At 71.5% G+C, this 26404-nt stretch carries 25 protein-coding genes; 17 read left to right on the forward strand and 8 right to left on the reverse strand.

Features of this window, described 5'->3' with window-relative positions:
• Window positions 1-64 precede the first annotated feature (64 nt).
• The gene (locus tag ACGFSH_RS04175; protein WP_393344775.1) at window positions 65-964 is read left to right on the forward strand and encodes a class I SAM-dependent methyltransferase; all 900 of its coding nucleotides are present in this window, start codon (window positions 65-67) and stop codon (window positions 962-964) included.
• Between the two features lie 82 nt (window positions 965-1046).
• Here ACGFSH_RS04175 and ACGFSH_RS04180 read toward each other — a convergent pair whose 3' ends face one another.
• Complete coding sequence (locus tag ACGFSH_RS04180) at window positions 1047-2255, reverse strand: bifunctional adenosylcobinamide kinase/adenosylcobinamide-phosphate guanylyltransferase (RefSeq protein ID WP_393344777.1); 1209 nt, start codon at window positions 2253-2255, stop codon at window positions 1047-1049.
• 114 nt (window positions 2256-2369) lie between these two features.
• Between ACGFSH_RS04180 and ACGFSH_RS04185 the strand changes: the two genes are divergently transcribed.
• Window positions 2370-2582, forward strand: a complete 213-nt coding sequence (locus ACGFSH_RS04185; protein WP_393344779.1) for a hypothetical protein — start codon at window positions 2370-2372, stop codon at window positions 2580-2582.
• Window positions 2583-2757: 175 nt separating this feature from the next.
• Here the strand turns inward: ACGFSH_RS04185 and ACGFSH_RS04190 are convergent, their stop codons facing one another.
• Both ACGFSH_RS04190 and ACGFSH_RS04195 read right to left on the reverse strand, forming a co-directional pair.
• Entirely contained in the window at window positions 2758-3459 is a 702-nt protein-coding gene (locus tag ACGFSH_RS04190; RefSeq protein ID WP_393344780.1) for a methyltransferase domain-containing protein, read from the reverse strand.
• Between the two features lie 83 nt (window positions 3460-3542).
• Entirely contained in the window at window positions 3543-4136 is a 594-nt protein-coding gene (locus tag ACGFSH_RS04195; protein WP_393344782.1) for a DUF3043 domain-containing protein, read from the reverse strand.
• A gap of 300 nt (window positions 4137-4436) precedes the next feature.
• Here ACGFSH_RS04195 and ACGFSH_RS04200 point away from each other — a divergent pair, with 300 nt between their 5' ends.
• The 5 genes from ACGFSH_RS04200 to ACGFSH_RS04220 all read left to right on the forward strand — a co-directional run bounded on the left by ACGFSH_RS04200 (window position 4437) and on the right by ACGFSH_RS04220 (window position 9883).
• Window positions 4437-5234 (forward strand): PspA/IM30 family protein, encoded by a 798-nt coding sequence (locus ACGFSH_RS04200; protein ID WP_393344784.1) that lies wholly within the window; start codon window positions 4437-4439, stop codon window positions 5232-5234.
• A 34-nt stretch (window positions 5235-5268) separates the two neighbouring features.
• Complete coding sequence (locus ACGFSH_RS04205; protein ID WP_393344786.1) at window positions 5269-5547, forward strand: hypothetical protein; 279 nt, start codon at window positions 5269-5271, stop codon at window positions 5545-5547.
• A gap of 104 nt (window positions 5548-5651) precedes the next feature.
• On the forward strand, window positions 5652-6890 hold the full coding sequence (locus ACGFSH_RS04210) for a sensor histidine kinase (RefSeq protein WP_393344788.1): 1239 nt from the start codon (window positions 5652-5654) through the stop codon (window positions 6888-6890).
• Window positions 6887-7561 (forward strand): response regulator, encoded by a 675-nt coding sequence (locus ACGFSH_RS04215; protein WP_393344790.1) that lies wholly within the window; start codon window positions 6887-6889, stop codon window positions 7559-7561. Before ACGFSH_RS04210 ends, ACGFSH_RS04215 begins: the two co-directional genes overlap by 4 nt.
• Window positions 7562-7651: 90 nt before the next feature.
• Window positions 7652-9883: a PQQ-binding-like beta-propeller repeat protein gene (locus ACGFSH_RS04220; RefSeq protein ID WP_393344792.1), complete on the forward strand. Its 2232-nt coding sequence runs from the start codon at window positions 7652-7654 to the stop codon at window positions 9881-9883.
• A 21-nt stretch (window positions 9884-9904) separates the two neighbouring features.
• Here the strand turns inward: ACGFSH_RS04220 and nadA are convergent, their stop codons facing one another.
• Window positions 9905-11089, reverse strand: a complete 1185-nt coding sequence (gene nadA / locus ACGFSH_RS04225; protein ID WP_393344794.1) for a quinolinate synthase NadA — start codon at window positions 11087-11089, stop codon at window positions 9905-9907.
• A 244-nt stretch (window positions 11090-11333) separates the two neighbouring features.
• Between nadA and ACGFSH_RS04230 the strand changes: the two genes are divergently transcribed.
• A complete protein-coding gene (locus ACGFSH_RS04230; protein ID WP_190147980.1) occupies window positions 11334-11690 on the forward strand; it encodes an iron-sulfur cluster assembly accessory protein in 357 nt (118 codons plus the stop codon).
• Window positions 11691-11811: 121 nt separating this feature from the next.
• On the opposite strand, the gene ACGFSH_RS04235 is transcribed toward ACGFSH_RS04230, so the two are convergent.
• Window positions 11812-13719: a hypothetical protein gene (locus ACGFSH_RS04235; protein ID WP_393344796.1), complete on the reverse strand. Its 1908-nt coding sequence runs from the start codon at window positions 13717-13719 to the stop codon at window positions 11812-11814.
• 177 nt (window positions 13720-13896) lie between these two features.
• Window positions 13897-14106 carry a hypothetical protein gene (locus ACGFSH_RS04240; RefSeq protein ID WP_329409085.1) on the reverse strand — a complete coding sequence of 70 codons (210 nt, stop codon included), beginning with the start codon at window positions 14104-14106 and terminating at the stop codon, window positions 13897-13899.
• Between the two features lie 129 nt (window positions 14107-14235).
• On the opposite strand from ACGFSH_RS04240, the gene ACGFSH_RS04245 reads away from it, so the two are divergent.
• The gene (locus tag ACGFSH_RS04245) at window positions 14236-15210 is read left to right on the forward strand and encodes a carbohydrate kinase family protein (RefSeq protein ID WP_393344798.1); all 975 of its coding nucleotides are present in this window, start codon (window positions 14236-14238) and stop codon (window positions 15208-15210) included.
• 1 nt (window position 15211) lies between these two features.
• Here the strand turns inward: ACGFSH_RS04245 and ACGFSH_RS04250 are convergent, their stop codons facing one another.
• Window positions 15212-16615 (reverse strand): cysteine desulfurase/sulfurtransferase TusA family protein, encoded by a 1404-nt coding sequence (locus ACGFSH_RS04250; RefSeq protein ID WP_393344800.1) that lies wholly within the window; start codon window positions 16613-16615, stop codon window positions 15212-15214.
• A 329-nt stretch (window positions 16616-16944) separates the two neighbouring features.
• On the opposite strand from ACGFSH_RS04250, the gene coxB reads away from it, so the two are divergent.
• The 4 genes from coxB (at window position 16945) to ACGFSH_RS04270 (ending at window position 21417) form a co-directional block, all read left to right on the forward strand.
• Window positions 16945-17904: a cytochrome c oxidase subunit II gene (gene coxB, locus ACGFSH_RS04255; RefSeq protein WP_393344802.1), complete on the forward strand. Its 960-nt coding sequence runs from the start codon at window positions 16945-16947 to the stop codon at window positions 17902-17904.
• On the forward strand, window positions 17901-19637 hold the full coding sequence (gene ctaD / locus ACGFSH_RS04260; protein ID WP_393344804.1) for a cytochrome c oxidase subunit I: 1737 nt from the start codon (window positions 17901-17903) through the stop codon (window positions 19635-19637). The genes coxB and ctaD overlap by 4 nt, the downstream gene beginning before the upstream one ends.
• The gene (locus tag ACGFSH_RS04265) at window positions 19634-20032 is read left to right on the forward strand and encodes a cytochrome c oxidase subunit 4 (RefSeq protein ID WP_393344806.1); all 399 of its coding nucleotides are present in this window, start codon (window positions 19634-19636) and stop codon (window positions 20030-20032) included. Before ctaD ends, ACGFSH_RS04265 begins: the two co-directional genes overlap by 4 nt.
• 131 nt (window positions 20033-20163) lie before the next feature.
• Window positions 20164-21417, forward strand: a complete 1254-nt coding sequence (locus ACGFSH_RS04270; protein WP_393344808.1) for an Ig-like domain-containing protein — start codon at window positions 20164-20166, stop codon at window positions 21415-21417.
• A 117-nt stretch (window positions 21418-21534) separates the two neighbouring features.
• Here ACGFSH_RS04270 and ACGFSH_RS04275 read toward each other — a convergent pair whose 3' ends face one another.
• Window positions 21535-21939, reverse strand: coding sequence for a hypothetical protein (locus ACGFSH_RS04275; RefSeq protein ID WP_329409070.1), 405 nt, complete (start codon window positions 21937-21939; stop codon window positions 21535-21537).
• A 178-nt stretch (window positions 21940-22117) separates the two neighbouring features.
• Here ACGFSH_RS04275 and ACGFSH_RS04280 point away from each other — a divergent pair, with 178 nt between their 5' ends.
• The 4 genes from ACGFSH_RS04280 (at window position 22118) to ACGFSH_RS04295 (ending at window position 26321) form a co-directional block, all read left to right on the forward strand.
• The gene (locus tag ACGFSH_RS04280) at window positions 22118-22738 is read left to right on the forward strand and encodes a heme-copper oxidase subunit III (protein ID WP_069771220.1); all 621 of its coding nucleotides are present in this window, start codon (window positions 22118-22120) and stop codon (window positions 22736-22738) included.
• Between the two features lie 63 nt (window positions 22739-22801).
• Complete coding sequence (locus tag ACGFSH_RS04285) at window positions 22802-23614, forward strand: c-type cytochrome (RefSeq protein ID WP_329409067.1); 813 nt, start codon at window positions 22802-22804, stop codon at window positions 23612-23614.
• The gene (locus ACGFSH_RS04290) at window positions 23611-24678 is read left to right on the forward strand and encodes a Rieske 2Fe-2S domain-containing protein (protein WP_393344811.1); all 1068 of its coding nucleotides are present in this window, start codon (window positions 23611-23613) and stop codon (window positions 24676-24678) included. Before ACGFSH_RS04285 ends, ACGFSH_RS04290 begins: the two co-directional genes overlap by 4 nt.
• Window positions 24675-26321, forward strand: a complete 1647-nt coding sequence (locus ACGFSH_RS04295; RefSeq protein WP_393344813.1) for a cytochrome bc complex cytochrome b subunit — start codon at window positions 24675-24677, stop codon at window positions 26319-26321. The genes ACGFSH_RS04290 and ACGFSH_RS04295 overlap by 4 nt, the downstream gene beginning before the upstream one ends.
• The last annotated feature ends 83 nt before the right edge of the window (window positions 26322-26404 follow it).

Here is a 26404-nt window from a genome sequence, read left to right on the forward strand (position 1 = left end):
CCCACCTGGTCCCCGCCCCCTTTCCCGCCCCTCCCTCCCCCCTCTCCTCCTCCCGGAGCCGCGCATGCCTCTCAGGCCCGTCCACGAGCCGCGCCGCGACGACTGCCCCTGGTGCGGCTCCAAGCGCCTGCACACCCGGCTGCGCGCCCCGGACCTGCGGCTGCGCCGGCCCGGCACGTTCGTCGTCGACGAGTGCGAGGACTGCGCGCACGCCTTCCAGAACCCGCGCCTGACCCCCGAAGGACTGGAGCTGTACGCCGCCGAGGAGAACGGGCCCGTCGACCACGCGCGCCTGCGGGCCACGGCCCGCACGATGCTGCGCTTCGGCGAACCCGAGAGCTGGCTGGACGTCGGCACGGGCGACGCGCCCTTCCCCGCGGCGGCCAGGGAGCTGTTCGCCTACACGGCCTTCGACGGGACCGACCCGACCCCGAGGGCCGAGCGGGCGAGGGCCGCGGGGCGGCTCGACGAGGCCCACGTGGGCCAGTTGACGGCCCCTCGGATCCTGGCCCGGGTGCGGGGCCGCTACGACGTGGTCAGCATGCTCCACCACCTGGAACACGTCCCCGACCCGCGCCGGGAGCTGGCGGCGGCGCTGACGGCCCTGCGGCCGGGGGGCCATCTGCTCCTCGAAGTCCCCGACCCCGCCAGCGCGTTCGCGCAGGTCCTGGGCAAGTGGTGGCACTCCTACGACCAGCCCCGCCACCTCCATCTGATCCCGCCCGCCAACCTCCGATCCGAACTGGAAAGACGCGGCTGCGAGATCGTCGTCACCGACCGCCGCGCCGCCCACGTCCCACGGGACCTGGCGGCCGCCACCGCCCTCTACGCCCGGCGCACCCGCCTGCCCCGGGCGGCAGGATCCCTGACGGCCCCGGCCGCGGCCCTCGACCACCTCCTGGCCCCGGCCCTGAGCCGCACCCGCTTCTCCAACACCTGCCGGATCATCGCCCGCCGCCCCTGAACGCCCCCGGCTGCGCTCCACGCGCGGGCCGAGCGGCTTGCCGGCTCGCGCCCCACGCCGCAGCCGGCGGCCGGTCGGCGGGTCAGCCGCGGAGGACGAGCGCCTGGCCCGCGACCACCAGGACGACCTGTTCGCACTCGTTCGCGACCGCAGCGTTCAGCCGGCCCAGCTCGTCGCGGTACCGCCGGCCGGACGCCGTCGCCGGGACGATCCCGGAACCCACCTCGTTGGACACCAGGACCACCGTGCGCCGCGTCGAGCGGACCGCCTCGGCCAACTCCGCGACGCGAGAACGCAGCGCCCGCTCACCGCCGTCCGCCCACACCGCGTCGTCCCACGCGCCGACGGCGTCCATGGCGTCCGTCAGCCACAGCGACAGACAGTCGACGAGCAGCGGCGGGCCCTCCTCCGCCAGCAGCGGCGCCAGGTCGCAGGTCTCCTTCGTCCGCCACGAACCCGGGCGCCGCTCGCGGTGCGCGGCCACCCGCGAGGCCCACTCGGCGTCACCGCCCCGGACGCCCCCGGTGGCGACGTACAGCACGTCGGGGAAGGACTCCAGCCGCCGCTCGGCCTCCACCGACTTCCCCGACCGGGCGCCGCCCAGCACCATCGTGCGCCGGGGCACGTCGGGCACGTCCTCGTACACCCCCACCGTCAGCGTCGAGCCGTCCGGCACCGCACGCGCCCCCGCCGCCGCGAGCCGCCGCCGCAGTTCCGCGCCCGGCGCCACGTCGTGGTCCAGATGGACGGCGACCACGTCCGTGGTCGGGCCCACCGCGCCGACCGCCCGCAGCTTCGCCAGCCCGTCGGGCCGCCCGACCACGTCCGTGAGGACCATGTCGTAGCGCTCGGCCGGCTCCGAGCCCTCCTCCAGACCGGCCGGCGCGCCGCCGGGCGGCAGATACAGCAGCCGCTGCCCGTCCGGGCCCGTCACCGCGTAGCCGGTGCCCGGAGCGTCGACCGCCACCGCCCGCACCCGATGCCCCGTCAGCACGGCCAGGTCCCGCCCGTCCGACGCGCGCGCGGGCTGCGGCAGCCCCGCCGGCACCTCCACCGGCGGACCGTCGTGCGGGTGCGTCAGCAGGACCTGGCCCACCCCGCCCAGCGAACGCCCGGCCCGCGCGGCCGCGAACGCCGCACCCGGCGTCAGGTCGAGCAACAGGGCGCCGTCCACGAGCAACGAGGTCGCCGCCCGCGCGTGCCCGCCGAGCGAGGTCGCGCACACGGCGCAGGAACAGTCGGGGCGGGGCAGGCCCGCCGGGGCGCCGGTACCGAGCAAAGTGACTTCCACGGAGCTGATTTTCGCGCGTCCTCCCCGGTCTTGCGCATCCGGCTAGGCTGCGGAGCGGAAGCCGGACCTTGATCCGGCTTCTGCTCTGCACGTGGTCACAGCTGGGAGGCGTACATGGCGGCATGGACGTGGCGGTTCGAGAAGTCCGACGGGACGGAGGTCCAACCCGCGGTGCAGCCAGAGGAGTTCACCACGCAGGGGGACGCCGAGTCCTGGATCGGGGAGGTCTGGAAGGACCTGCTCGAAGGCGGCGCCGACCAGGTCCGGCTCTTCGAGGACTCCACCGAGATCTACGGTCCGATGAGCCTTCAGGCCGGCGAGGCGTAGGGCGTCGCACCCGGACCGGGCCCACAGGTCCGGTCCGGGCCCGCCTGCCGCATCGCCCGGTCCGGCCCCGGCCGCTCCGTCCCCGTTCACCCGAACGAGCGCGCGGCGCACCCGGACGGGCGATGCGTGAGGCGGGCGAGGCGTGTGCGACGCGCCGGCCGGCCCGCGGCGTGCGTCAGCCGCGCACGCCGCACAGGTGGAGCAGCGCCGCCACCTGCCGGTAGGGGTCGGTGCGCCCGGCCCGCTCCTCGGCGGCCAGCAGGACCTCGACGTCCTCGGGGATCTCCGCCGCGTCCGCGGCCGTGTCCGTGAAGATCCGGACGCCGTACCAGGCCTGCAACGGCGCCCCGATCCCGGCGAGCGTGCCGGTCAGCGTCGCCAGCCGGTCCGCCCGCACGTCCAGCCCGAGCCGGTTGCGGTAGGAGACGGTGTCGAACGCGTCCAGCGCGCCCGCCCAGTTCCCGGACATGCCCGGCCGCATCGCCAGCGCGTCCGCGTTGCGCACCAGCAGCGACAGCAGCCCGCCGGGGGCCAGCATCCTGGCGAGCCCCGCGAGCAGCGCGTCCGGCTCCTCGACGTACATGAGGACGCCGTGGCACAGCACCACGTCGAAGCTGCCCGGCAGGAAGTGGACGCCGGTGTCCCGGCCGTCGCCCTCGATGATCCGCATCCGCTCCCGGATGCCCTCGGGCTCCCCGGACAGCGCCTCCCGGGCCGCGGCGATCATCGTCGCGTCCTGTTCGAGGCCGGTCACCTCGTGGCCCAGCCGGGCCAGCCGCAGCGCCTGCGTGCCCTGGCCCATGCCCACGTCGAGCACCCGCAGCCGCCGGCCGACCGGGTACCGCCCCGCTATCTGCTCGTCGAGCTGCCGGGCCACCAGCTCCTGACGTACGACGTCACGCAGCCCGCCCAGCCTGCTGAGCCAGGCCTTGGCCGCCCCCCCGGAGAAAGCCGCAGTGCTCAGAGCCGCGCTCCACGCTTGACCTGCGGCTTCGGCAGCCGGAGCCGGCGCATCTGGAGCGAGCGCATCAGCGCGTACGCCACCGCGCCGCGGCGGTTGTGCCCCTCGAAGCGCTCGGTCAGCCGCTTGCGCAGCCGGAAGGCGGTGACGACCGAGTCCAGCACGATCAGCACGATCACGACCAGCCACAGCAGCAGCGCGACGGTCTGCAGCGAGCCCACCCGCACCACGCTCAGCACGAGGATCACCACGGCCATCGGCAGGAAGAACTCCGCCACGTTGAACCGGGAGTCGATGAAGTCGCGCGCGAACTTGCGGACCGGACCCTTGTCACGGGCCGGCAGATACCGCTCGTCCCCGCCGGCCAGCGCCTGGCGCTGCCGGTCCATCTGGGCGCGGCGCTCGTCGCGCTGGCGCTTGGCCGCGTCCTTGCGCGACGTCGAGGTGTTGGCGACGCTGCGGCGCTGGGACTGGGCCTCACTGCGCTTGGGCGTGGGCCGACCCTTCTTCGCCTGGGGGTCGCGGGGCTGCTTGGAGTCGGTCACCACCGCGTCGGCGGGGGCCTTCTCTTCCTTGGCACGGCTACGGAACACAAAACCCAAGGGTAAGGGCTCGCGGGCATGGACCCCAGCCCGCAGGGGAACGATCCGGCAACACCAGTCGTCTGTAGAAGGGACAGACCGGACGACGGGGAGGAAGAGGGGGCACAGGGTGAGGTACCGCTCACCCTGAGGGTCACCTACTCCTCACGCCGGATCACGGGTCCGGCCAGTCGTCCTTGGGGAGGAGCACATCCGTCCCCGAACAGTGCGTCAATGGACGCAGGGCCCGTACTGTGGGTTCTGTCGCAGACCTGAGAGCCGGAGTCCGTCAGAAGGGGGCGCGCGAAGCCCATGAGCGGTGTCATGAAGCGTATGGGGATGATCTTCCGCGCGAAGGCGAACAAGGCCCTTGACCGGGCCGAGGACCCGCGCGAAACCCTCGACTACTCATACCAGAAGCAACTGGAGCTCCTCCAGAAGGTCCGTCGCGGCGTCGCCGACGTCGCGACCTCGCGCAAGCGCCTGGAACTGCAGCTGAACCAGTTGCAGTCGCAGTCGACCAAGCTGGAGGACCAGGGCCGCAAGGCGCTCGCCCTCGGCCGTGAGGACCTCGCCCGCGAGGCGCTCTCCCGCCGGGCCGCGCTCCAGCAGCAGGTCACCGACCTGGAGACGCAGCACTCCACGCTCCAGGGCGAGGAGGAGAAGCTCACCCTCGCGGCCCAGCGCCTCCAGGCCAAGGTGGACGCCTTCCGCACGAAGAAGGAGACCATCAAGGCCACCTACACCGCCGCCCAGGCCCAGACCCGCATCGGCGAGGCCTTCTCCGGCATCTCCGAGGAGATGGGCGACGTCGGCCTGGCCATCCAGCGCGCCGAGGACAAGACCGCCCAGCTCCAGGCCCGGGCCGGCGCGCTCGACGAGCTGATGGCGTCCGGCGCCCTCGACGACCCGACCGGCATCGCCAAGGACGACCTCCAGGCCGAGCTGGACCGGCTGTCGGGTGGTACGGATGTGGAGCTGGAGCTGCAGCGCATGAAGGCCGAGCTCGCCGGGGGCCCGTCCTCCGGACAGCAGGCCATCGAGGGCGGCACGAGCCCGTCGCAGTCCCGGCAGCAGCCGCAGGACACCCCGCGCTTCGACAAGCAGTAGCCCGGCGCCGGGGCCCGGAGCCGAGGAGGGCGACGTGATCGTACGGATCATGGGAGAGGGCCAGTGGAAGCTGGCCGACTCCCACTTCGTCGAACTGAACAAGCTGGACGACGAGCTGCTCGCGGAGATGGAGAGCGGCGACGAGGCGGGCTTCCACCGCACCCTCGCAGCCCTCCTGGACGCCGTGCGCCGGCTCGGCGAGCCCCTGGCGGACGACGCCCTGGAACCCTCCGAACTCATCCTCCCGTCCCCGGACGCGAGCCTGGAGGAAGTCCGGGAGATGCTGAGCGACGACGGCCTGATCCCCGGGTGAGCAGACGGTCCGGGGCCTCCCGCTGAGGAGCCGCGGGGGCTCGGGGGCGCCGCCGCCCCCGGCCACGGCAAGGAAAGCGACGGCAACTGGACAGTGACACCTCGGTGACCCCCCTCGCCCGGGCCCAGCACCAGCTGAAGGCCCACCCGCTGGCACTGGACGCCTCCCTCGCGGCGGGCGTGCTGCTGTGCATGCTCGCGGGTTCCTTCGTCGATCCGCACGGGGAGCAGGGCGTCAGCTGGAGCGTGCGCAGCCCCGACCCGCTCAGCCTGCTGCTGATCACCTTCAGCGCCGTCGCCCTCGTCTTCCGCCGCAGCGCCTCGATGACGGTCCTGGCGCTCACCGGCGCCGCCTCCGTGACCGAGTCCGTCACCGGCGACCCCCGGGCCCCCGTCGCCATGTCCGCCGTCGTCGCCCTGTTCACCGTCGCGGCGGCCACCGACCGCCCCACCACCGTGCGCGCCGGTCTGGTCACCATGACGGTGCTCACCGGCGCCGCCATGATCGCCGGACCGCTGCCCTGGTACGCCCAGGAAAACCTCGGCATCCTCGCCTGGACCGGCATCGGGGCCACCGCCGGCGACGCGGTCCGCAGCCGCCGCGCCGTCGTCCAGGCCATCCGGGACCGCGCCGAGCGCGCGGAACGCACCCGCGAGGAGGAGGCCCGCCGCAGGGTCGCCGAGGAGCGCCTGCGCATCGCCCGCGATCTGCACGACGTCGTCGCCCACCACATCGCCCTGGTCAACGTGCAGGCCGGAGTCGCCGCGCACGTCATGGACAAGCGGCCCGACCAGGCCAAGGAGGCCCTCGCGCACGTCCGCGAGGCCAGCCGCTCCGCGCTCAACGAACTGCGCGCCACCGTCGGCCTGCTGCGCCAGTCCGGCGACCCCGAGGCCCCCACCGAGCCCGCCCCCGGCCTGGACCGCCTCGACGAGCTCGTCGGCACCTTCCGCAGCGCCGGCCTCCGGGTCGAGGTGGCCCGCACCGACGAGGGCGCCGAACTCCCCGCAGCCGTCGGACTGGCCGCCTACCGGGTCGTCCAGGAAGCCCTCACCAACGTGCAAAAACACGCGGGTCCCGAGGCGAAGGCCGAGGTCAGCGTGGTGCGCGTGGGGCCGAACATCGAGGTCACGGTCCTGGACGACGGGCGGGCGGCCGACGAGGAGAGCGCGCCTGGCGGCGGCGGCCACGGTCTGCTCGGCATGCGCGAACGCGTCTGCGCGCTGCGCGGCACCCTCACCACCGGCCCGCGCTACGGAGGCGGCTTCCGCGTCCACGCCGTCCTGCCCGTCAAGACCCGCGCCCGCTCCGCGGCGCCCGGCACCGCAGAGGACCTCGTATGACCATCCGCGTCCTGCTCGCCGACGACCAGGCGCTGCTGCGCAGCGCGTTCCGCGTGCTCGTCGACTCCGAGCCCGACATGGAGGTGGTCGGCGAGGCGGCCGACGGCGCGCAGGCGGTCGCGCTGGCGAGGAGCGAGCGCGCCGACGTCGTGCTGATGGACATCCGCATGCCCGGCACGGACGGCCTCGCCGCGACCCGCCTGATCAGCGCCGATCCCTCCCTCGCCCAGGTGCGGGTGGTCATCCTGACGACGTTCGAGGTCGACGACTACGTCGTGCGGTCGTTGCGGGCCGGCGCCTCGGGCTTCCTCGGCAAGGGCAGCGAGCCGGAGGAACTGCTCAGCGCGATCAGGATCGCCGCGGGCGGCGAGGCGCTGCTGTCGCCCACCGCCACCAAGGGCCTCATCGCCCGCTTCCTCGCCCAGGGCGGGGCGGACGACGACCCCGTCCGCTCCGCCCGGCTGGACGCGCTGACCGTGCGCGAGCGCGAGGTCCTGGTGCAGGTCGCGGGCGGCCACTCCAACGACGAGATCGCCGAGCGCCTGGAGGTCAGCCCCCTCACCGTGAAGACGCACGTCAACCGGGCCATGGCCAAGCTGGGCGCCCGCGACCGGGCGCAACTCGTGGTCGTCGCCTACGAGTCGGGGCTGGTGCGTCCGCGCGCGGAGTGAGGCGCCGGCGGTGGCGCCGCCTCGCCCGGCGACGGCGGGCTTCCTTATGCTGGGTGCCTGAACTGCTCTGCGGGGGAGAGGATCGGAGCGGTGTCGCTGCACAAGGACGACCCGAAGACGCTCGGCGGATACCGGATCGTCGGCCGGCTCGGCGCCGGAGGCATGGGCGTGGTCTACCGCGGCCGGTCCCGCTCGGGGCGCGAGGTCGCCGTCAAGGTCGTGCACGCCCAGTACGCCGAGGATCCCGTCTTCCGCGCCCGCTTCCGCCAGGAGATCGAGGCCGTCCGCAAGGTCAGCGGCGCCTTCACCGCTCCCGTCGTCGACGCCGACCCGGAGGCCGTCCGGCCCTGGATGGCCACCCAGTACGTGCCCGGCCGCACTCTCGCCGCCCGCATCCGCGAGCACGGCCCGATGCGGGGCGGGGAACTGCGCCGGCTCGCCCTCGGCCTGGTGGAGGCCCTGCGCGAGATCCACCGGGCCGGCGTGGTCCACCGCGACCTCAAGCCCGGGAACGTCCTCATGGCGCACGACGGGCCACGCGTCATCGACTTCGGGATCTCCCGCGCCGCGGAGAACCAGACGCTCACCGAGACCGGCAAGATGATCGGCACCCCGCCGTTCATGTCTCCGGAGCAGTTCACCGACGCCCGCTCGGTCGGCCCCGCCTCGGACGTGTTCTCCCTCGCCGCGCTGCTGGTGTTCGCCACGACCGGACGCGGCCCCTTCGACGCCGACAGCCCGTACCTGACGGCATGGCGGGTGCTCCAGGAGGAACCGAACGTGCGGGCGGTGGCCGAGCCGCTGCGCGCGGTCCTGACCCGCTGCCTGGCCAAGGACGCAGGCTCCCGGCCCGGCCTCGGAGAACTGGCCGAGGACTTCGCACGGGCGCTGCCCGAGCCCGCGGACGGCGACGCGCACACGGTGACCCTGCGCCTGCCGCCCGCGCCCGCGCCGGACGAGGAGCCCGGCCCGGCCGTCGCCGCGCGCCGTCCCGGCCGCCGCGTCCGCCTGCGCCGCCGGCCGGTCCTGGCCGGCGTGGCGGGCGCCCTCGTCCTGGCGCTCACCGGCTACCTCGTGTTCGACCCGTTCGCGGGGGGCGGGAAGTCGCAGGCGTCGGCCGGCACCACCGACGACGCGCCGCGCTGGGACCCGCTGCCCAAGGGCTGGCGGCCGTGGCGGACCTCGGTGTTCGGGACGGCCGCGAGCGGGACGGCGAAGCCGCTGGGCTCCGGCGCCCAGAGCGGCGGCGTCTCCGTGTCCTGTGTGGGCGCCGAGGGCGCCCTGTACTGCGGCGGCAACGGGACCCTGCCGGTCCGGGTCGACGGGGCGACGGGCCGTCTCGCCTGGCGCGCGGGCTCCGCGGCGTCGCACAAGGCGGCGGACTACGACAGCGTCGTCCTGGGAGTGCACAAGGGCGTCGTCGTGGTCAGCGAGTCGGTGCTGAACAGCACGCGCGACGACACGGTCGTCACCGCGGTGGCGCTGGACGCCGCCACCGGTGCGCGGCTCTGGTCGCACGGGATGCATCCGAGCGGCGTCGAGAGCGCCGTCGTCGGCGATCTGCTGCTGGCCCCGGACGGCGACCGTGTGACGGCGCGCGAACTGTCCGGGGGCGCCGTCCGGTGGCGGGCGACCCTGCCCGCGGGCGACGGGTACGGCTGCCGCTTCCTCAGCTTCGAGGGCCTGCCGCCGTACGCGGGCTGCACCGACGGGGGAGCGACCACGCGCAACGTGTTCTACGCCGTCGACCCGGCGGACGGCGCCTTCCGGAAGCTGGCGGTGCCGGACGGGGATCTCACTCCGCTCGGCGCGGTCGACGGCGAACTCGTCTTCGCGGTGATCTCCGCGCGGGTCCGTCCGGGTTACGGGGGGAGTGCGTACAGCGAGGTCATGATGATCGACCCCGGCACCGGCGCGGTGCGCAGGAAGGCGCTGCCGGGCGGTCCCCGCGGCCGGGCCGCTCTGGTGGGCGGGGTGCTGTGCTTCGCCGACTCGACGGGCCGCACGGTCGCCCATTCCGCGCGGACGGGCGAGCGGCTGTGGCGGACCTCCACGACGCTTCAGCAGCCCGGCACGCCCGTCGCCGACGGGCGGGGCCGCGTGGTGTTCACGGCCAGCGCCTCGGGGCGGGTCGCCGCCGTCGACGTCCGGACGGGCGCGCTGCTGTGGGAGTCGTCGGCGAGGGCCGAGCAGGTCAACGCGCTCGGCTTCTCCCCGGCAGGGGTGTTCCCCGACGGGGGCTCCCTGACCGTGCTCACCCCCGACGGCACCGTCTTCGGCGTGGACCCGGCCCATCCCGACCGGATGTCGCCGTCGGAGTGAACCGGGTCCGCCGGGGTCCCGCTACGGCAGCGCGAGCATGCGCTCCAGCGCCAGCTTGGCGAACGCCTCGGTCTCCTGGTCGACCTCGATGCGGTTGACCAGCTTGCCCTCGGCGAGCGACTCCAGGGTCCAGACCAGGTGGGGCAGGTCGATCCGGTTCATCGTCGAGCAGAAGCAGACCGTCTTGTCGAGGAAGACGATCTCCTTGCCCTCGGGCGCGAAACGGTTCGCCAGCCGGCGCACCAGGTTCAGCTCGGTGCCGATGGCCCACTTGGAGCCGGCCGGGGCCGCCTCCAGCGCCTTGATGATGTACTCGGTCGAGCCGACGTAGTCCGCGGCGGCCACGACCTCGTGCCGGCACTCGGGGTGCACGAGCACGTTCACGCCGGGGATCCGGGCGCGGACGTCGTCGACCGACTCCAGGCTGAAGCGGCCGTGCACCGAGCAGTGGCCGCGCCACAGGATCATCTTCGCGTCGCGCAGCTGCTCGGCGGTCAGCCCGCCGTTCGGCTTGTGCGGGTTGTAGAGGACGCAGTCGTCCAGGGACAGGCCCATGTCCCGGACGGCGGTGTTGCGGCCGAGGTGCTGGTCGGGCAGGAACAGCACCTTCTCGCCCTGCTCGAAGGCCCACTCCAGGGCCCGCTGGGCGTTGGAGGAGGTGCAGATCGTGCCGCCGTGCCTGCCCGTGAACGCCTTGATGTCCGCGGACGAGTTCATGTACGACACGGGCACGACCTGCTCGGCTATGCCGGCCTCGGTCAGCACGTCCCAGCACTCGGCGACCTGCTCGGCGGTGGCCATGTCGGCCATCGAACAGCCGGCGGCGAGGTCGGGCAGGACCACCTTCTGGTCGTCCGACGTCAGGATGTCGGCGGACTCGGCCATGAAGTGCACACCGCAGAAGACGATGTACTCGGCCTCCGGGCGGGCGGCCGCGTCCCGGGCGAGCTTGAAGGAGTCGCCCGTGACGTCGGCGAACTGGATGACCTCGTCGCGCTGGTAGTGGTGGCCGAGCACGAAGACCTTGTCACCGAGCTTCGCCTTGGCGGCGCGGGCGCGCTCGACCAGGTCCGGGTCGGAGGGCGAGGGCAGGTCGCCGGGGCACTCGACGCCCCGCTCGCTCTTCGGGTCGGCCTCGCGGCCGAGCAGCAACAGGGCGAGCGGAGTCGGCTGTACGTCGAGCTCCGTGGTCTGGGCGGTGGTCACGACACGCACCCTTTCTACTTTTCGTCGAATTGACGTTATCTATCATAACCCGCTTCACGTCACTTTGACGATGGTCATAGCGTCGGTGTGACGTGAATCCCCGTGAGGCGTTTTCCGCCCGCAACCGTGTGTGCGAGCATGAGAAGGGAACGCCGAAGACGACGGCCCGGCCCGGAATGAATCCGCGGCCCCGACGGTTGCAACCGTCGGCAAGCAGTCTCCGTACAACCCGGGAGAGATGTAGATGTCCGTATCGGACGAGACCAGCACCGTCACCGACGGCATCATCCTGTCCGACGCCGCCGCGGCGAAGGTCAAGGCCCTGCTCGACCAGGAAGGCCGCGACGACCTGGCCCTGCGTGTCGCCGTTCAGCCCGGCGGCTGCTCCGGCCTGCGCTACCAGCTCTTCTTCGACGAGCGTTCCCTCGACGGGGACGTCGTCAAGGACTTCGACGGCGTCAAGGTCGTCACCGACCGCATGAGCGCCCCGTACCTGGGCGGCGCGTCGATCGACTTCGTCGACACGATCGAGAAGCAGGGCTTCACGATCGACAACCCGAACGCGACGGGCTCCTGCGCCTGCGGCGACTCCTTCAACTAGGCCGGCCCGCCCGCCGCACGACGGCCGGCCGGACGACGCGAAGGCGGCGGTCCCCCTCCGAGGGGGACCGCCGCCTTCGCGTTGCACCGCCGTAGCCGGTTCGCGGGCGCCGCGGCCGGCGCTACCGGGCCTGCGGCAGCCGGGCCCCCGCCTTCTCCAGCGGGATCGCCCTGCCGTCCGAGCCGACCACCTTGCGACTGCCCGGTGCCTCGTCCAGCTGCACCACCTGGTGGTACTCCTTGGCGATCATGATGCAGACCTTGTCCGGCCACGGCGTCTGCGTCACGGTGACCTTCACCTCACCCGCGCTCTCCACCGCCGTCGCCTTGTAGTCGGCGCACACCCCGCCGCTGAAGCCGACGGTCAGCTCCCTGCCCTCGACGGTGTAGCCGGTCACGCGCACGGTCCGCTCACCGGACGCCCCGGACGAGCCGCTCGGCGTCGGAGCGGGCGGGGGCGTGGTCGCCGGCTTCAGGTACGCGGGCTCGACGGCCGGCTGCGTCACCGTGTAGGCGGCCTCGGTCCCCGCCGCCTTCACCTCGAACAGCCAGGACGGCACGAGCACCTGGCGTCCGCCGGAGGTGTGCGGGGCCAGTCCGAGCACCGCGTCCTCGACCGTCGCGGTCTGCCGCGCCGGGGCCTTCGGCGTCTTGCACGGGCTCTCCAGCCGGTCCTTCAGCGGCACCGGGCTCGCACAGCCGCCGATGCCCATCCGGTGGCCGCCGCCGGGCGCCGCGTTCAGCGCGTCCAGCGCCTCCCGGGCGCTCAGCAGGGGGTACGCGGCGCCCTTGACCGGCGCCTTGAGCTGCCCGTTCCCGGCGACGATCTCGCCCTGGGCGCTGACCTGGACCCCGGTCGTCCAGCCGGAGGAGGGCAGGCCGCCGATCACCGGCTCGGCGTTCACCACCCGCAGGGCGCCCATCACCTGGCTCGCGTCGACCTCGGCGCCCTCCTGGCCCACCGCCTTGAGCACGGGGGCCGCCGCCTTCTTCGCCGCCGCCTCGCTCACCGGGGCGGTGTCCCCCGGGGCCACCGGTGTCGGGGGGCAGGTGACCTTGCCGCGCACGCAGTTGTCGCTGCCGGGGGCGTACCGGGTGAACGTCCACATGCCCGGCGCCTGCCGGTTCACCCGCACGACCGGACCGGAGCCGTCGTTCCCGGCGCCGACCTTCCACCCCGTCCCGTCGGCGACCGGGGTCCCCTCGACGCCGAGCGCCTTCGCCAGCGCGGCCACGTCCTTCGCGGCGACCTCGCCCCGCGCCCAGTACACGGGCGCGGACCCGGGACCGTCGGGCAGGGGACCGGCGGCCTTGTACGTCACCCCGTAGGGGTTCGGCTCACCGGGCGCGATGCCGTTGGCGGCCCCGCCGGTGCCGTTCTCGGGGATACCCGTACCCCGTGAGTAGTCGTCCAGAGCGAGCGCGGAGGGCTTGCCGTCACCGGAGGTGGCCCCGGCGCCGGACCCTCCGTCCGAGCCGCCGAGGGCGTCGGAGGTGAGATAGGCCCCGCCCCCGCCCACCAGCAGCACGGCGGCCGCGACGGCGGCGATGAGCACGGGGGAGCGGCGCCGGGAGCCGCCGGAGGACTCGCCGTCGCCGGCGTGAGAAGCCACGGGGTGCGACACCACGGGCTCGTCGGCCGTCCCGTCGGCGCTCTCGGCGTTCTCGCCGGCCGGCCCGGCGCTCCCGGGGGCGGCGGCCTCGGAAGGGGCGGCGGGCGGCTCGTCGGCGGGCCGGGGCCGGGCGTCCGCGCCCGGGGCGTCCCGCTCCGCGGGTGGTACGGCGCCCTTGGTGAGTTCCACCGCCGGCTCTCCGGCGGCGGCCTCCCCGGCGCGGTCGTTCCGCGTCGTATCCCCCCCTGCCACGGCCCGCTCCGCAGCGGTCTCGTCCGCACCGGTCCCGTCCGCACCGGGCGCACGGGTCCCGGCCGCATCCGTCGTGTCCGGATCCGTCCCGCCCGTCGCCCGCTCGGAGCCCGTCGTTCCCGGCTCGCGCGCGGCGTCGTCGTTCTCGGGTCGCTCGGTGTTCACCGCATCGCTCCTTCGGCTGCCCTGCTGTCGTACCCGGCATCCCCTCGACGGGGGATGCCGATGGGACGTGGCGGGGGAGCGCACGGTTCCCTTCCGAGCGCCGTGCCGCAGAAACGGAGGGCTCGGGGGAGCGGGAGGGGAAGCGGAGCGTTGGAAGGGGCCGCCGGGGCGGTTCCCCTAGTTGCCGTAGTCGGGCATGGCCTCCAGCAGCCGTGCGGACGTCGCGGGAACGTTCACGCCGTGGATGAGTGAGGGGGAGACCGGACGGGAAAGGATCTTCTCCGGGGCCGCCCAGTGCAGCGCCGTCCGGGCGCAGTCGCCGCGCAGCGACGCCAGGTCGCCGTCGGACTCGGCCGGCCGGGGAGCGTGGACCTCGAGGTTCGTCATAACCGAACCGTATGCACGTGCGGCCTGCGAAGAAAGATCTACTATCGGGTAGTTTCGTGTGCTTCAGTGGCGCGAGCGGAGCGGGTAGCGTGAACTGTCAATCCCCCTCCCCTCAGGAGAGTCCACGCCGTGCGCATCGCAGTCACCGGCTCCATCGCGACCGACCACCTCATGACGTTCCCCGGCCGCTTCGCCGACCAGCTCGTCGCGGACCAGTTGCACACGGTCTCGCTCTCCTTCCTGGTCGACAACCTGGACGTGCGCCGGGGCGGCGTGGGAGCGAACGTCGCCTTCGGCATGGGGCAGCTGGGCACCCGTCCGATCCTCGTCGGCGCCGCGGGCGCGGACTTCGACGAATACCGGGCCTGGCTGGACCGGCACGGCGTCGACACCGCGTCGGTCCGCATCTCCGAGACCCTGCACACGGCCCGCTTCGTGTGCACCACCGACGCCGACCACAACCAGATCGGCTCCTTCTACACGGGCGCGATGAGCGAGGCCCGGCTCATCGAGCTGAAGACCGTCGCCGACCGGGTGGGCGGCCTGGACCTGGTCCTGATCGGCGCCGACGACCCGGAGGCGATGCTCCGCCACACCGAGGAGTGCCGCTCCCGCTCGATCCCCTTCGCCGCCGACTTCTCGCAGCAGATCGCCCGGATGGGCGGCGAGGAGATCCGGATACTGCTGGAGGGCGCGACGTACCTGTTCTCCAACGAGTACGAGAAGGGCCTCATCGAGTCCAAGACCGGCTGGTCGGACGCCGAGATCCTCGCCAAGGTCGGCCACCGCGTCACCACCCTCGGTGCGCGCGGCGTGCGCGTCGAGCGCGACGGCGAGGACCCGATCGAGGTCGGCTGCCCGCAGGAGGAGCGCAAGGCAGAGCCCACCGGCGTCGGCGACGCCTTCCGCGCCGGCTTCCTCTCCGGTCTGGCCTGGGGCGTCTCCCTGGAGCGCGCCGCCCAGATCGGCTGCATGCTCGCCACCCTCGTCATCGAGACCGTCGGCACCCAGGAGTACCAGCTGCGCCGCGGCCACTTCATGGACCGCTTCGCGGCCGCCTACGGCGACGAGGCCGCCTCCGAGGTCCGCAAGCACCTGGCCTGACTCAGGACGTCCGGCGGACCGTGTAGACGGTGCCGCGGTCCGCCGGCTCCTCGCCCAGGTACTCCTGCCCGCGCATCTCGCACCAGGCGGGGATGTCGAGCCGGGCCGCCTCGTCGTCGGACAGCACCCGCACCGTGCCGCCGACGGGCACGTCCCCGATGACCTTCGCCAGCTCGATGACGGGGATCGGGCAGCGCCTGCCCAGCGCGTCCACGACGAGCCCCTCGCGTCCCGCGCCCTCCGGGTCCGCCGCCGCGGCCGACGCGGGGGCGGGCGCCGGCGCCCCGAGTTTGTCCCGCACCCCCGCCACCGCATCCGGCAGCACCGCGAGGAATCTCTCCACGTCCTCCCCGGCGGCTCCCCACGGCAGGGAAACCCGCACATTCCCCTCACTCAGCACCCCCATCGCGCGCAGCACATGGCTGGGCGTCAGCGTGCTGCTGGTGCACGACGAACCGGACGAGACGGAGAAGCCGGCCCGGTCCAACTCGTGCAGCAGGGCCTCCCCGTCGACGTAGAGGCAGGAGAACGTGACGATCCCGGGCAGCCGCCGGATCGGGTCCCCGACCACCTCCACGTCCGGGACGACGTCCGCCACCCGCTCCCTGATCCGTGCCGTCAGGTCCCGCAGCCGCGCCGCCTCGGCCGCCGCCTGCGCCCGCACCGCCCGCAGCGACGCCGCCGCGGCCACGATCGCCGGAAGGTTCTCGAACCCGGCCGCCCGCCCCCACTCCCGCTCGTCCACCGGCCCCTGAGCGGCGAACCGCGTCCCCTTGCGGACCGCGAGCAGCCCCACCCCCGACGGCCCGCCCCACTTGTGGGCACTGCCGGTCAGCAGCGACCAGGGCCCCTCCACCGCCCCCCACGCCAGCGACTGCGCCGCGTCCACCAGCAGCGGCACGCCCGCCTCCCGGCACGCCTCGGCCACCGCCGCCACCGGCTGCTCGGTGCCCACCTCGTGGTTGGCCGACTGCAGACAGGCCAGCGCGGTGTCGGACCGCAGGGCCTCGACGTACGACTCGACGGCGACCGCGCCGGTCCTGGTCACCGGCGCCCGGGTCACCTCGCCGCCCGCGGCCTCGAACGCCTCGGCCGAATGCAGTACCGAGGAGTGTTCGACGGCTGACACGATCAGGTGACGTCCGACCCGTCGCCGTCCGGCCGTCGCGCCCGCGACCGCGGTGTGCGCGGCCCGGGTTCCGGAGGACGTGAAGGTCAGTTCGTCCGGCCGGCAGCCCACCGCCTCGGCCGTCGCCTCGCGCGCCGCGTCCAGCAGCAGCCGCGCCCGCCTCCCCTCTCTGTACAGCCGTGCGGGGTCTGCCCACCCCTCGTCGAGCGAGGCCAACAGCGCCTGACGGGCGACGGGATGCAGGGGGGCGGCGGATGCGGCGTCGAAGTAGGACACACCGCCACCGTAGAACGTGCGGCGGCCGGACCGGGGCGCGGGCGGCTCCGGTCCGCACCCCGGCACCGCCCGGGGCGGCGGCCGCCGTCGTCGCGCAACCGCCGCACAAGCCGCATTGACGAGCTATTAGGCGCCGGCGGGCCCTCTTCCCACCCCTTCGGGGTGACCCGCGGCGCGTATGCCACCCTCCCCGCGACCCCCCGGAGGGCGTCGGCTAGGGTTTGGTCCGCATAAACATCCAAACCCCTGCCCGACGCAGGGCGGCGACCGACCAGCGAGAAGGCAGGCCGCAGCCAACCGCGCGGGCGAGACTCTCGGGAAGGCGCTACGTGAGTCCCAACGGCTCCGACCGCTCGCCGCGGCGCCCGATGCGGCGGAAGCTGCTGCAGGCAATGACCGCGGGCCTGGTCCTGGCGACCGCCACCGGTTGCACATACAAGGACTTCCCCCGCCTTGGCATGCCCACCCCGGTCACAGAAGAGGCTCCGCGGATCCTCTCCCTGTGGCAGGGCTCGTGGGCCGCCGCGCTGGCCACCGGCGTGCTGGTGTGGGGCCTGATCCTGTGGAGTGCTTTCTTCCACCGGCGCAGCCGCACAAAGGTCGAAATCCCTCCGCAGACCCGGTACAACATGCCCATCGAGGCGCTGTACACGGTCGTGCCGATCATCATCGTCTCGGTGCTGTTCTACTTCACCGCCCGGGACGAGTCGAAGCTGCTGAGCCTCGAAAAGAAGCCCGACGTCACGGTCAACGTGGTCGGCTTCCAGTGGAGCTGGTGCTTCAACTACATCGAGAAGGTCGACGGTTCCCAGGGGAACGCGAAGACCGACGCGAACCTGGCCGCGATCCCGGACCGGTACAAGAAGGACTTCCCGTCCGACGCGGGCGGCGTCTACACCTGCGGCACCCCCGGTGAGCGGAACCCGCAGACCAACAACCCGGGTCCGACCCTCTGGCTCCCCAAGGGCAAGACGGTCCGCTTCGTCCTCACCTCGCGTGACGTCATCCACTCCTTCTGGGTGGTGCCGTTCCTCATGAAGCAGGACGTCATCCCGGGTCACACCAACTCGTTCCAGGTCACCCCCAACCGCGAGGGCACCTTCCTGGGCAAGTGTGCCGAGCTGTGCGGCGTCGACCACTCCCGGATGCTCTTCAACGTGAAGGTCGTCTCTCCGGAGCGTTACGAGCAGCACCTGAAGGACCTCGCCAAGAACGGGCAGACCGGTTACGTTCCGGCCGGCATCGAGCAAACTGGCCCCGAGAAGAACCGGGAGTCGAACGTCCTGTGAGCATCCTCAACGAACCCCAGGGTGCCTCCGCAGCTGAGGACTCGTACGAGAACGAGCTGCCGGTCAGGCGCAAGCAGCCCGGCAACGTCGTGGTGAAGTGGCTGACGACCACCGACCACAAGACCATCGGTACGTTGTACCTGGTCACGTCGTTCGCGTTCTTCTGCATCGGCGGCGTCATGGCGCTCCTCATGCGCGCCGAGCTGGCCCGTCCGGGCCTGCAGATCATGTCGAACGAGCAGTTCAACCAGGCGTTCACGATGCACGGCACGATCATGCTGCTGATGTTCGCGACGCCGCTGTTCGCCGGCTTCACCAACTGGATCATGCCGCTTCAGATCGGCGCGCCCGACGTGGCGTTCCCGCGGCTGAACATGTTCGCCTACTGGCTCTACCTGTTCGGCTCGACGATCGCCGTGGGCGGCTTCCTCACCCCGCAGGGCGCCGCCGACTTCGGCTGGTTCGCCTACAGCCCGCTGTCGGACGCGGTCCGCTCGCCGGGCATCGGCGCCGACCTGTGGATCATGGGCCTGGCCTTCTCCGGCTTCGGCACCATCCTCGGCGCGGTCAACTTCATCACCACGATCATCTGCATGCGCGCTCCCGGCATGACGATGTTCCGCATGCCGATCTTCGTGTGGAACGTGCTGCTGACGGCCGTCCTGGTCCTGCTCGCCTTCCCCGTCCTCGCCGCCGCGCTGTTCGCGCTGGAGGCGGATCGGAAATTCGGGGCACACGTCTTCGACCCGGCCAACGGCGGCGCGTTGCTCTGGCAGCACCTCTTCTGGTTCTTCGGCCATCCAGAGGTGTACATCATCGCCCTGCCGTTCTTCGGCATCATCTCCGAGGTCATCCCGGTCTTCTCCCGCAAGCCGATGTTCGGCTACATGGGCCTGGTCGCCGCGACGATCTCGATCGCCGGTCTCTCCGTGACGGTGTGGGCGCACCACATGTACGTCACCGGAGGCGTGCTGCTGCCGTTCTTCTCCTTCATGACGTTCCTCATCGCCGTGCCGACCGGCGTGAAGTTCTTCAACTGGATCGGCACCATGTGGAAGGGCTCCCTGTCCTTCGAGACGCCGATGCTGTGGGCGACGGGCTTCCTGATCACCTTCACCTTCGGCGGTCTGACCGGCGTCATCCTGGCCTCGCCGCCGATGGACTTCCACGTGTCGGACTCGTACTTCGTGGTGGCGCACTTCCACTACGTCGTCTTCGGCACCGTCGTCTTCGCGATGTTCTCCGGCTTCCACTTCTGGTGGCCGAAGATGACCGGCAAGATGCTCGACGAGCGCCTCGGCAAGATCACCTTCTGGACGCTGTTCGTCGGCTTCCACGGCACCTTCCTGGTCCAGCACTGGCTGGGCGCCGAGGGCATGCCGCGCCGTTACGCGGACTACCTCGCCGCCGACGGGTTCACCGCCCTGAACACGATCTCGACGATCAGCTCGTTCGTCCTCGGCCTGTCCGTCCTGCCGTTCTTCTACAACGTGTGGAAGACCGCCAAGTACGGCAAGCCGGTCGGCGTCGACGACCCGTGGGGCTACGGCCGCTCCCTGGAGTGGGCCACCTCCTGCCCGCCGCCGCGCCACAACTTCATCACCCTGCCGCGGATCCGCAGTGAATCCCCGGCGTTCGACCTGCACCACCCGGAGATCGCCGCGCTCGAGCAGCTGGAGCACAGCGGCCACGGCGCCAGCGCCATCGCGGGCAGCAAGGAGGCCGGCAAGTGAAGATCCAGGGCAAGATGTTCGTCTGGCTGAGCGTCTTCGTCCTCGCCATGGCGGTCGTCTATGGCGTGTGGTCGAAGGAGCCGGCCGGTACCACGGCCCTCTTCCTGGCCTTCGGCCTGTGCATCATGATCGGCTTCTACCTGGGCTTCACCGCCCGGCGGGTCGACGCGGGCGCGCAGGACAACAAGGAGGCGGACGTCGCGGACGACGCCGGCGAGGTGGGCTTCTTCAGCCCGCACAGCTGGCAGCCGCTGTCACTCGCCGTCGGCGGCGCCCTGGCCTTCCTCGGTGTCGCGGTCGGCTGGTGGGTGCTCTACTTCTCCGTCCCGGTGATCATGATCGGTCTGTGGGGCTGGGTCTTCGAGTACTACCGCGGTGAGAACCGCACCCAGTAACACGCGCACCACCCCACGTGAGCCCGGACACTCCGTCAGGAGGGTCCGGGCTCACGCTTTTGCCGTACCGGGGGTCCGCCGTCCGTGTCACTCAGCGCGCCGCCGCCGACCCGGCTCCCTAGCGTGAAGCCATGAGCCACCAACCACGCCCTCGCACCGTCGTCGGCTGCACCCTGCTGGTGATCGCCCTGGGCGCGGTCGCAAGCGCCTGCGGCTCGGACGACGACCCGCTCTCCGCGCGCCCCTACGACGCGACGGACCAGATCTCCTTCAACACCCCCGACGGGGACGGCGAGAAGGCCGACCCGGACAAGCCCCTGCAGATCACCGCCGAGGACGACGACCGCATCACGGACGTCACCGCCGTGGACGCCACAGGCCGCTACCTCGCGGGCGAACTCGCAGCCGACGGCAGTCGCTGGCACAGCACCGAGCCGCTGGCCGCAGGAGCCCACTACACCGTCCGGGTGAGCACCGAGGACGACGACGGCGCGCCCGGCCGCCGGGTCCTCGCCTTCGACACCGGCAAGCCCACCAGCAAGAAGCGGCTGGCGGTCCAGTTCGGCCCCGACGCCGGCGAGTACGGCGTCGGCCAGCCCGTCACCGCCAAGCTCGACCAGCCCGTGAAGGACCCCGCCCAGCGGGCCGTGGTCGAACGCGGCCTCAAGGTCACCTCGTCGCCGTCCGTGCAGGGCGCCTGGTACTGGGTGGACGACAAGGAACTCCACTACCGGCCCAAGGACTACTGGCCCGCCCACGCCACCGTCCGCGTGCGCAGCAACCTGGACGGCATCAAGATCAGCGACCGGCTGTGGGGCGGCCCGGCCAAGGAGCTGAAACTCACCATCGGAGACCGGGTCATCGCCGTGACGGACGCCGCGGCGCACTCCCTGTCGGTGTTCAAGAACAACCAGGAGATCCAGCAGATCCCCGTCACCACCGGCAAGCCCGGCTTCGAGACCCGCAACGGCGTCAAGGTCGTCCTGGGCAAGGAGTACTTCGTACGGATGCGCGGGACCACCGTCGGCATCGCGGAGGGCTCCGCGGACTCCTACGACCTGCCCGTCTACTACGCCACCCGCGTCACCTGGAGCGGCGAGTACGTCCACGCCGCCCCCTGGTCCGTGGGCTCCCAGGGCTACGAGAACGTCAGCCACGGCTGCACGGGCATGAGCACGTCCAACGCGCAGTGGTTCTTCGACCACATCCGCCAGGGCGACGTCGTCCAGGTCGTCAACAGCAACGGCGACACGATGGAGACGTTCGGCAACGGCTTCGGCGACTGGAACCTGGACTGGAAGAAGTGGACCACCGGCAGCGCGCTGACCGGCGGCAAGCAGCGAACCGGCCAGGAGACGGCGCGGCTGAGCCCGGCGGCCGTGTAGGCGCCGTGCACGCGCCGCCGGGGACGCGGGGCCGTGACCGGCACGGCTGCGCGGGCGGACGCGGCGGACGGCCCCGGACCCCGGTCCGCACCGCCGCCGTGTCCCGCCCCGCAGGCGCTACGCGCTCTGCTGGAGCCTCTTCGTCCGCAGCAGGGACGCGAGGGCCTGGGCGAACTCCACGGGCTCCACAGGCAGCGTCACGGCCGCGTCGGCCCGGCTCCAGGTGGCGAGCCAGGCGTCCTGGGGCCGCCCGATCAGCAGCAGCACCGGCGGGCACCGGAACACCTCGTCCTTGAGCTGACGGCACAGCCCCATGCCCCCCATGGGAGCGGCCTCGCCGTCCAGGACGACGACGTCGATGCCGCCCCGGTCCAGCTCCCGCTGCACGGCGGCGGGCGTCGCGCACTCCAGGAACTCCACCACGGGGACATCCGGCGCGGGCCTGCGGCCGGTCGCGAGCCGTACCTGCTCCCGCGTGTTGGAGTCGTCGCTGTAGACCAGCACCGTGGCGGTCGCCTGCATGCTTCCTCCGTGACATCAGTGTCGTACGGACAGAACCGATGCCGCGGATGCTACTCCCTCACCCACCGCCCCAACACCGCTTGGAACACGGCTTCGATGGGCCATACGGGCAGTACACACGGTGCGAACACTCCGAACGGCACCCCCCGGAGTGAGGGCGGGATAAGGGACCGACATAATGTCGGTCGTGGCGACAGCAACGACAGTAGACACCGGGCACGCGCACCCGTCGGTCAATCGACCGAACCTCACCAGCGTCGGAACCATCATCTGGCTGAGTTCCGAGCTGATGTTCTTCGCGGCCCTCTTCGCGATGTACTTCACCCTGCGATCGGTGACGGGTCCTGATCACTGGAAGGAGATGGCCGAGGCCCTGAACCTCCCGTTCTCGGCCACCAACACCACGATCCTGGTGCTCTCCTCGCTCACCTGCCAGCTCGGCGTCTTCGCCGCCGAGCGCGGTGACGTGAAGAAGCTGCGGATGTGGTTCATCGTCACCTTCATCATGGGTGCGATCTTCATCGGCGGTCAGATCTACGAGTACACCGAGCTGGTGAAGAAGGACGGGCTCTCGCTCTCCTCGGATCCGTACGGCTCGGTGTTCTACCTGACCACCGGCTTCCACGGCATGCACGTGACGGGCGGCCTCATCGCCTTCCTGTTCGTCCTCGGGCGCACCTACGCGGCCAAGAGGTTCACCCACGAGCAGGCGACCGCGGCCATCGTCGTGTCCTACTACTGGCACTTCGTCGATGTCGTCTGGATCGGCCTCTTCGCCACGATCTACCTGATCAAGTAGCCGGGGCCCGCTCCCGCACCTCCACAAGCATCGACGCAGAAGATCCTGACACCGGGGTAATCCGTGAAAAAGCTCTCCGCACGACGACGCCATCCGCTGGCGGCGCTCGTCGTCCTACTCCTCGCGCTGGCATGCACAGGGGGGCTGTACGCCGCGTTCGCGCCCGCGAGCAAGGCGCAGGCAGACGACAGCGCCCAGTCCCTCACGATCGACGAGGGCAAGAAGCTCTACGCCGTCGGCTGCGCCAGCTGCCACGGCACCGGCGGTCAGGGCACCTCCGACGGTCCGAGCCTGGTCGGCGTGGGCGCCGCGGCCGTCGACTTCCAGGTCGGCACCGGCCGCATGCCGGCGGCGACCTCCCAGGGCCCGCAGGTGGTGAAGAAGAAGAACATCTACACGCAGGCCGAGATCGACCAGCTCGCCGCGTACATCGCCTCCCTCGGCTCCGGCCCGGCCGTTCCCACCAAGGCCGAGTACGGTCCGGAGGGCGCGGACATCGCCAAGGGCGGCGAACTGTTCCGCACCAACTGCGCGCAGTGCCACAACTTCACCGGAAAGGGCGGCGCCCTCACCAAGGGCAAGTTCGCTCCGACCCTGGAGGACGTGGACCCGAAGCACCTCTACGAGGCCATGCAGACCGGCCCGCAGAACATGCCCTCCTTCCCCGACACCACGCTGTCGGAGCAGAACAAGAAGGACATCATCGCGTACCTGCACGCGGTCAACAGCAGCGACACCGACAACCCCGGTGGTCTGGAGCTGGGCGGTCTCGGGCCGGTCAGTGAGGGCCTGTTCGCCTGGATCTTCGGTCTCGGCGCACTGATCGCGGTCGCCGTCTGGGTCGCCGCTCGGACCGCAAAGGCCAAGAAGTCATGAGTAGCCAAGACATTCCAGAAGAGAACCTGCCTGCCGAGCAGTCCGCAGGACACCACGAGCACGGCGCGGTAGGCGTCGCGGACGAGAAGAACCCGTTCGCGGACCCCGGCCTGCCGCCCCACGAGCACCGCGTCCAGGACATCGACGAGCGGGCCGCCAAGCGGTCCGAGCGTGCGGTCGCCTTCCTGTTCACGCTGTCGATGCTGGCCACGGTCGGGTTCATCGCCTCCTACGTGGCGATCCCCGCCGACAAGTCGATCTTCGTGTTCCCGATCGGCCACCTCAGCGCGCTGAACTTCGCGCTGGGCCTGACCCTGGGCACGGCGCTGTTCACCATCGGCGCCGGCGCGGTCCACTGGGCCCGCACCCTGATGTCGGACGTCGAGGTCGCCGACGAGCGCCACCCGATCGCCGCCGACCCCGAGGTCCGTGCGAAGGTCCACGCGGACTTCAAGCAGGGCGCCAAGGAATCGGCGATGGGCCGGCGCAAGCTGATCCGCAACACGCTGTTCGGCGCCGTCGCCCTCGTGCCGCTGTCCGGTGTCATGCTGCTGCGCGACCTCGGCCCGCTGCCCGAGGACAAGCTGCGGCACACGCTGTGGGCCAAGGGCAAGCTGCTCGTCAACATGAACACGAACGAGCCGCTGCGTCCGTCGGACGTGGCCGTCGGTTCTCTCACCTTCGCCAAGCCCGAGGGCCTGGAGGAGCACGACGAGGACTTCCAGAACGAGATCGCCAAGGCGGCCCTGATGATCGTCCGGCTCCAGCCGGACAACATCAAGGACAAGCGCGAACTCGAGTGGTCGCACGAGGGCATCGTGGCGTACTCGAAGATCTGCACCCACGTCGGTTGCCCGATCTCCCTGTACGAGCAGCAGACGCACCACGTGCTGTGCCCCTGCCACCAGTCCACCTTCGACCTCTCCGACGGTGCCCGAGTGATCTTCGGCCCCGCCGGTCACGCCCTGCCGCAGCTGCGCATCGGCGTGAACGACGAGGGCTACCTTCAGGCGCTCGGCGACTTCGAAGAGCCCGTCGGTCCTGCCTTCTGGGAGCGCGGATGAGCACGACAGAGAACCACGACAGCGCCGTGACCCGCGAACGCGGGAAGGCCCCGGCCGGCGAGCGCATCGCCGACTGGGCCGACGGCCGGCTGGGGATCTACTCCCTCGCCAAGGCGAACATGCGCAAGATCTTCCCCGACCACTGGTCGTTCATGTTGGGCGAAGTGTGCATGTACAGCTTCATCATCATCATCCTGACGGGTGTGTATCTGACGCTGTTCTTCCACCCGTCGATGAACGAGGTGGAGTACCACGGCAGCTACGTCCCGCTCCAGGGACAGCTGATGTCCGAGGCGTTCAGCTCGACCCTGCACATCTCCTTCGACGTGCGCGGCGGTCTGCTCATCCGGCAGATCCACCACTGGGCGGCGCTGATCTTCCTCGCCGGCATGTTCGTGCACATGATGCGCGTGTTCTTCACGGGTGCGTTCCGCAAGCCGCGTGAGGTCAACTGGCTGTTCGGCTTCCTGCTGTTCGTCCTGGGCATGTTCACCGGCTTCACCGGTTACTCGCTCCCGGACGACCTGCTCTCCGGCACCGGTGTGCGCTTCACGCAGGGCGCGATCCTGTCGACGCCGATCGTCGGCACGTACATCTCGATGTTCCTGTTCGGCGGCGAGTTCCCCGGCCACGACTTCGTGGCGCGGTTCTACTCGATCCACATCCTGCTGCTGCCGGGCATCATGCTGGGCCTGATGGTGGGCCACCTGATCCTGGTCTTCTACCACAAGCACACGCAGTTCGCGGGCCCCGGCAAGAGCAACAAGAACGTCGTGGGCATGCCGCTGCTGCCGGTGTACATGGCCAAGGCCGGAGGCTTCTTCTTCCTGGTCTTCGGCGTGATCGCGGCCATCGCGGCCGTGGCGCAGATCAACCCGATCTGGGCCATGGGCCCCTACCGTCCGGACCAGGTGTCGACCGGCGCCCAGCCCGACTGGTACATGGGCTTCGCCGAGGGCCTGATCCGCTTCATGCCGGGCTGGGAGATCAACTTCTGGGGCCACACCCTGGTCCTGGGCGTGTTCATCCCGCTGGTGCTGTTCGGCGTCCTGCTCGCCCTGCTGGCGCTCTACCCCTTCATCGAGGCGTGGATCACCGGCGACAAGCGCGAGCACCACATCCTGGACCGCCCGCGCAACGCCCCGACCCGTACGGCGCTGGGCGTCGCCTGGGTCACGATGTACATGATCATGCTGGTGGGCGGTGGCAACGACCTCTGGGCCACCCACTTCCACCTGTCGATCAACGCGATCACCTGGTTCGTCCGGATCTTCTTCTTCGCCGGACCGGCCATCGCGTACATCGCCACCAAGCGGATCTGCCTCGGCCTCCAGCGTCGCGACAAGGACAAGGTGCTGCACGGTCGCGAGACCGGCACCATCAAGCGCCTGCCGCACGGTGAGTTCATCGAGATCCACGAGCCGCTCAGCCAGGAGCAGCTGCACACCCTGACCGCGCACGAGCAGTACGCGCCGGCCGCGATCGGCGCCACCGTCGACGACAACGGCGTCGAGCGCAAGGTCACGGGCAAGGAGAAGCTCCGCGCCAAGATCAGCGAAGCGTACTTCGGCGAGGACCAGCAGATCCCGAAGCCCACCGTCGAGGAGTACAAGGAGATCACGAGCGGCCACGGCCACCACTGATCGCCCGGGGCGTCGCCACGCCACGCACAGGGCCCCGTCCGGTTGTCGGACGGGGCCCTGTGCCGTGCCCGCGGCTGGATAGG

Origin of the sequence: Streptomyces sp. NPDC048481 (assembly GCF_043200075.1) — a bacterium.
Taxonomy (GTDB): Bacteria; Actinomycetota; Actinomycetes; order Streptomycetales; family Streptomycetaceae; genus Streptomyces.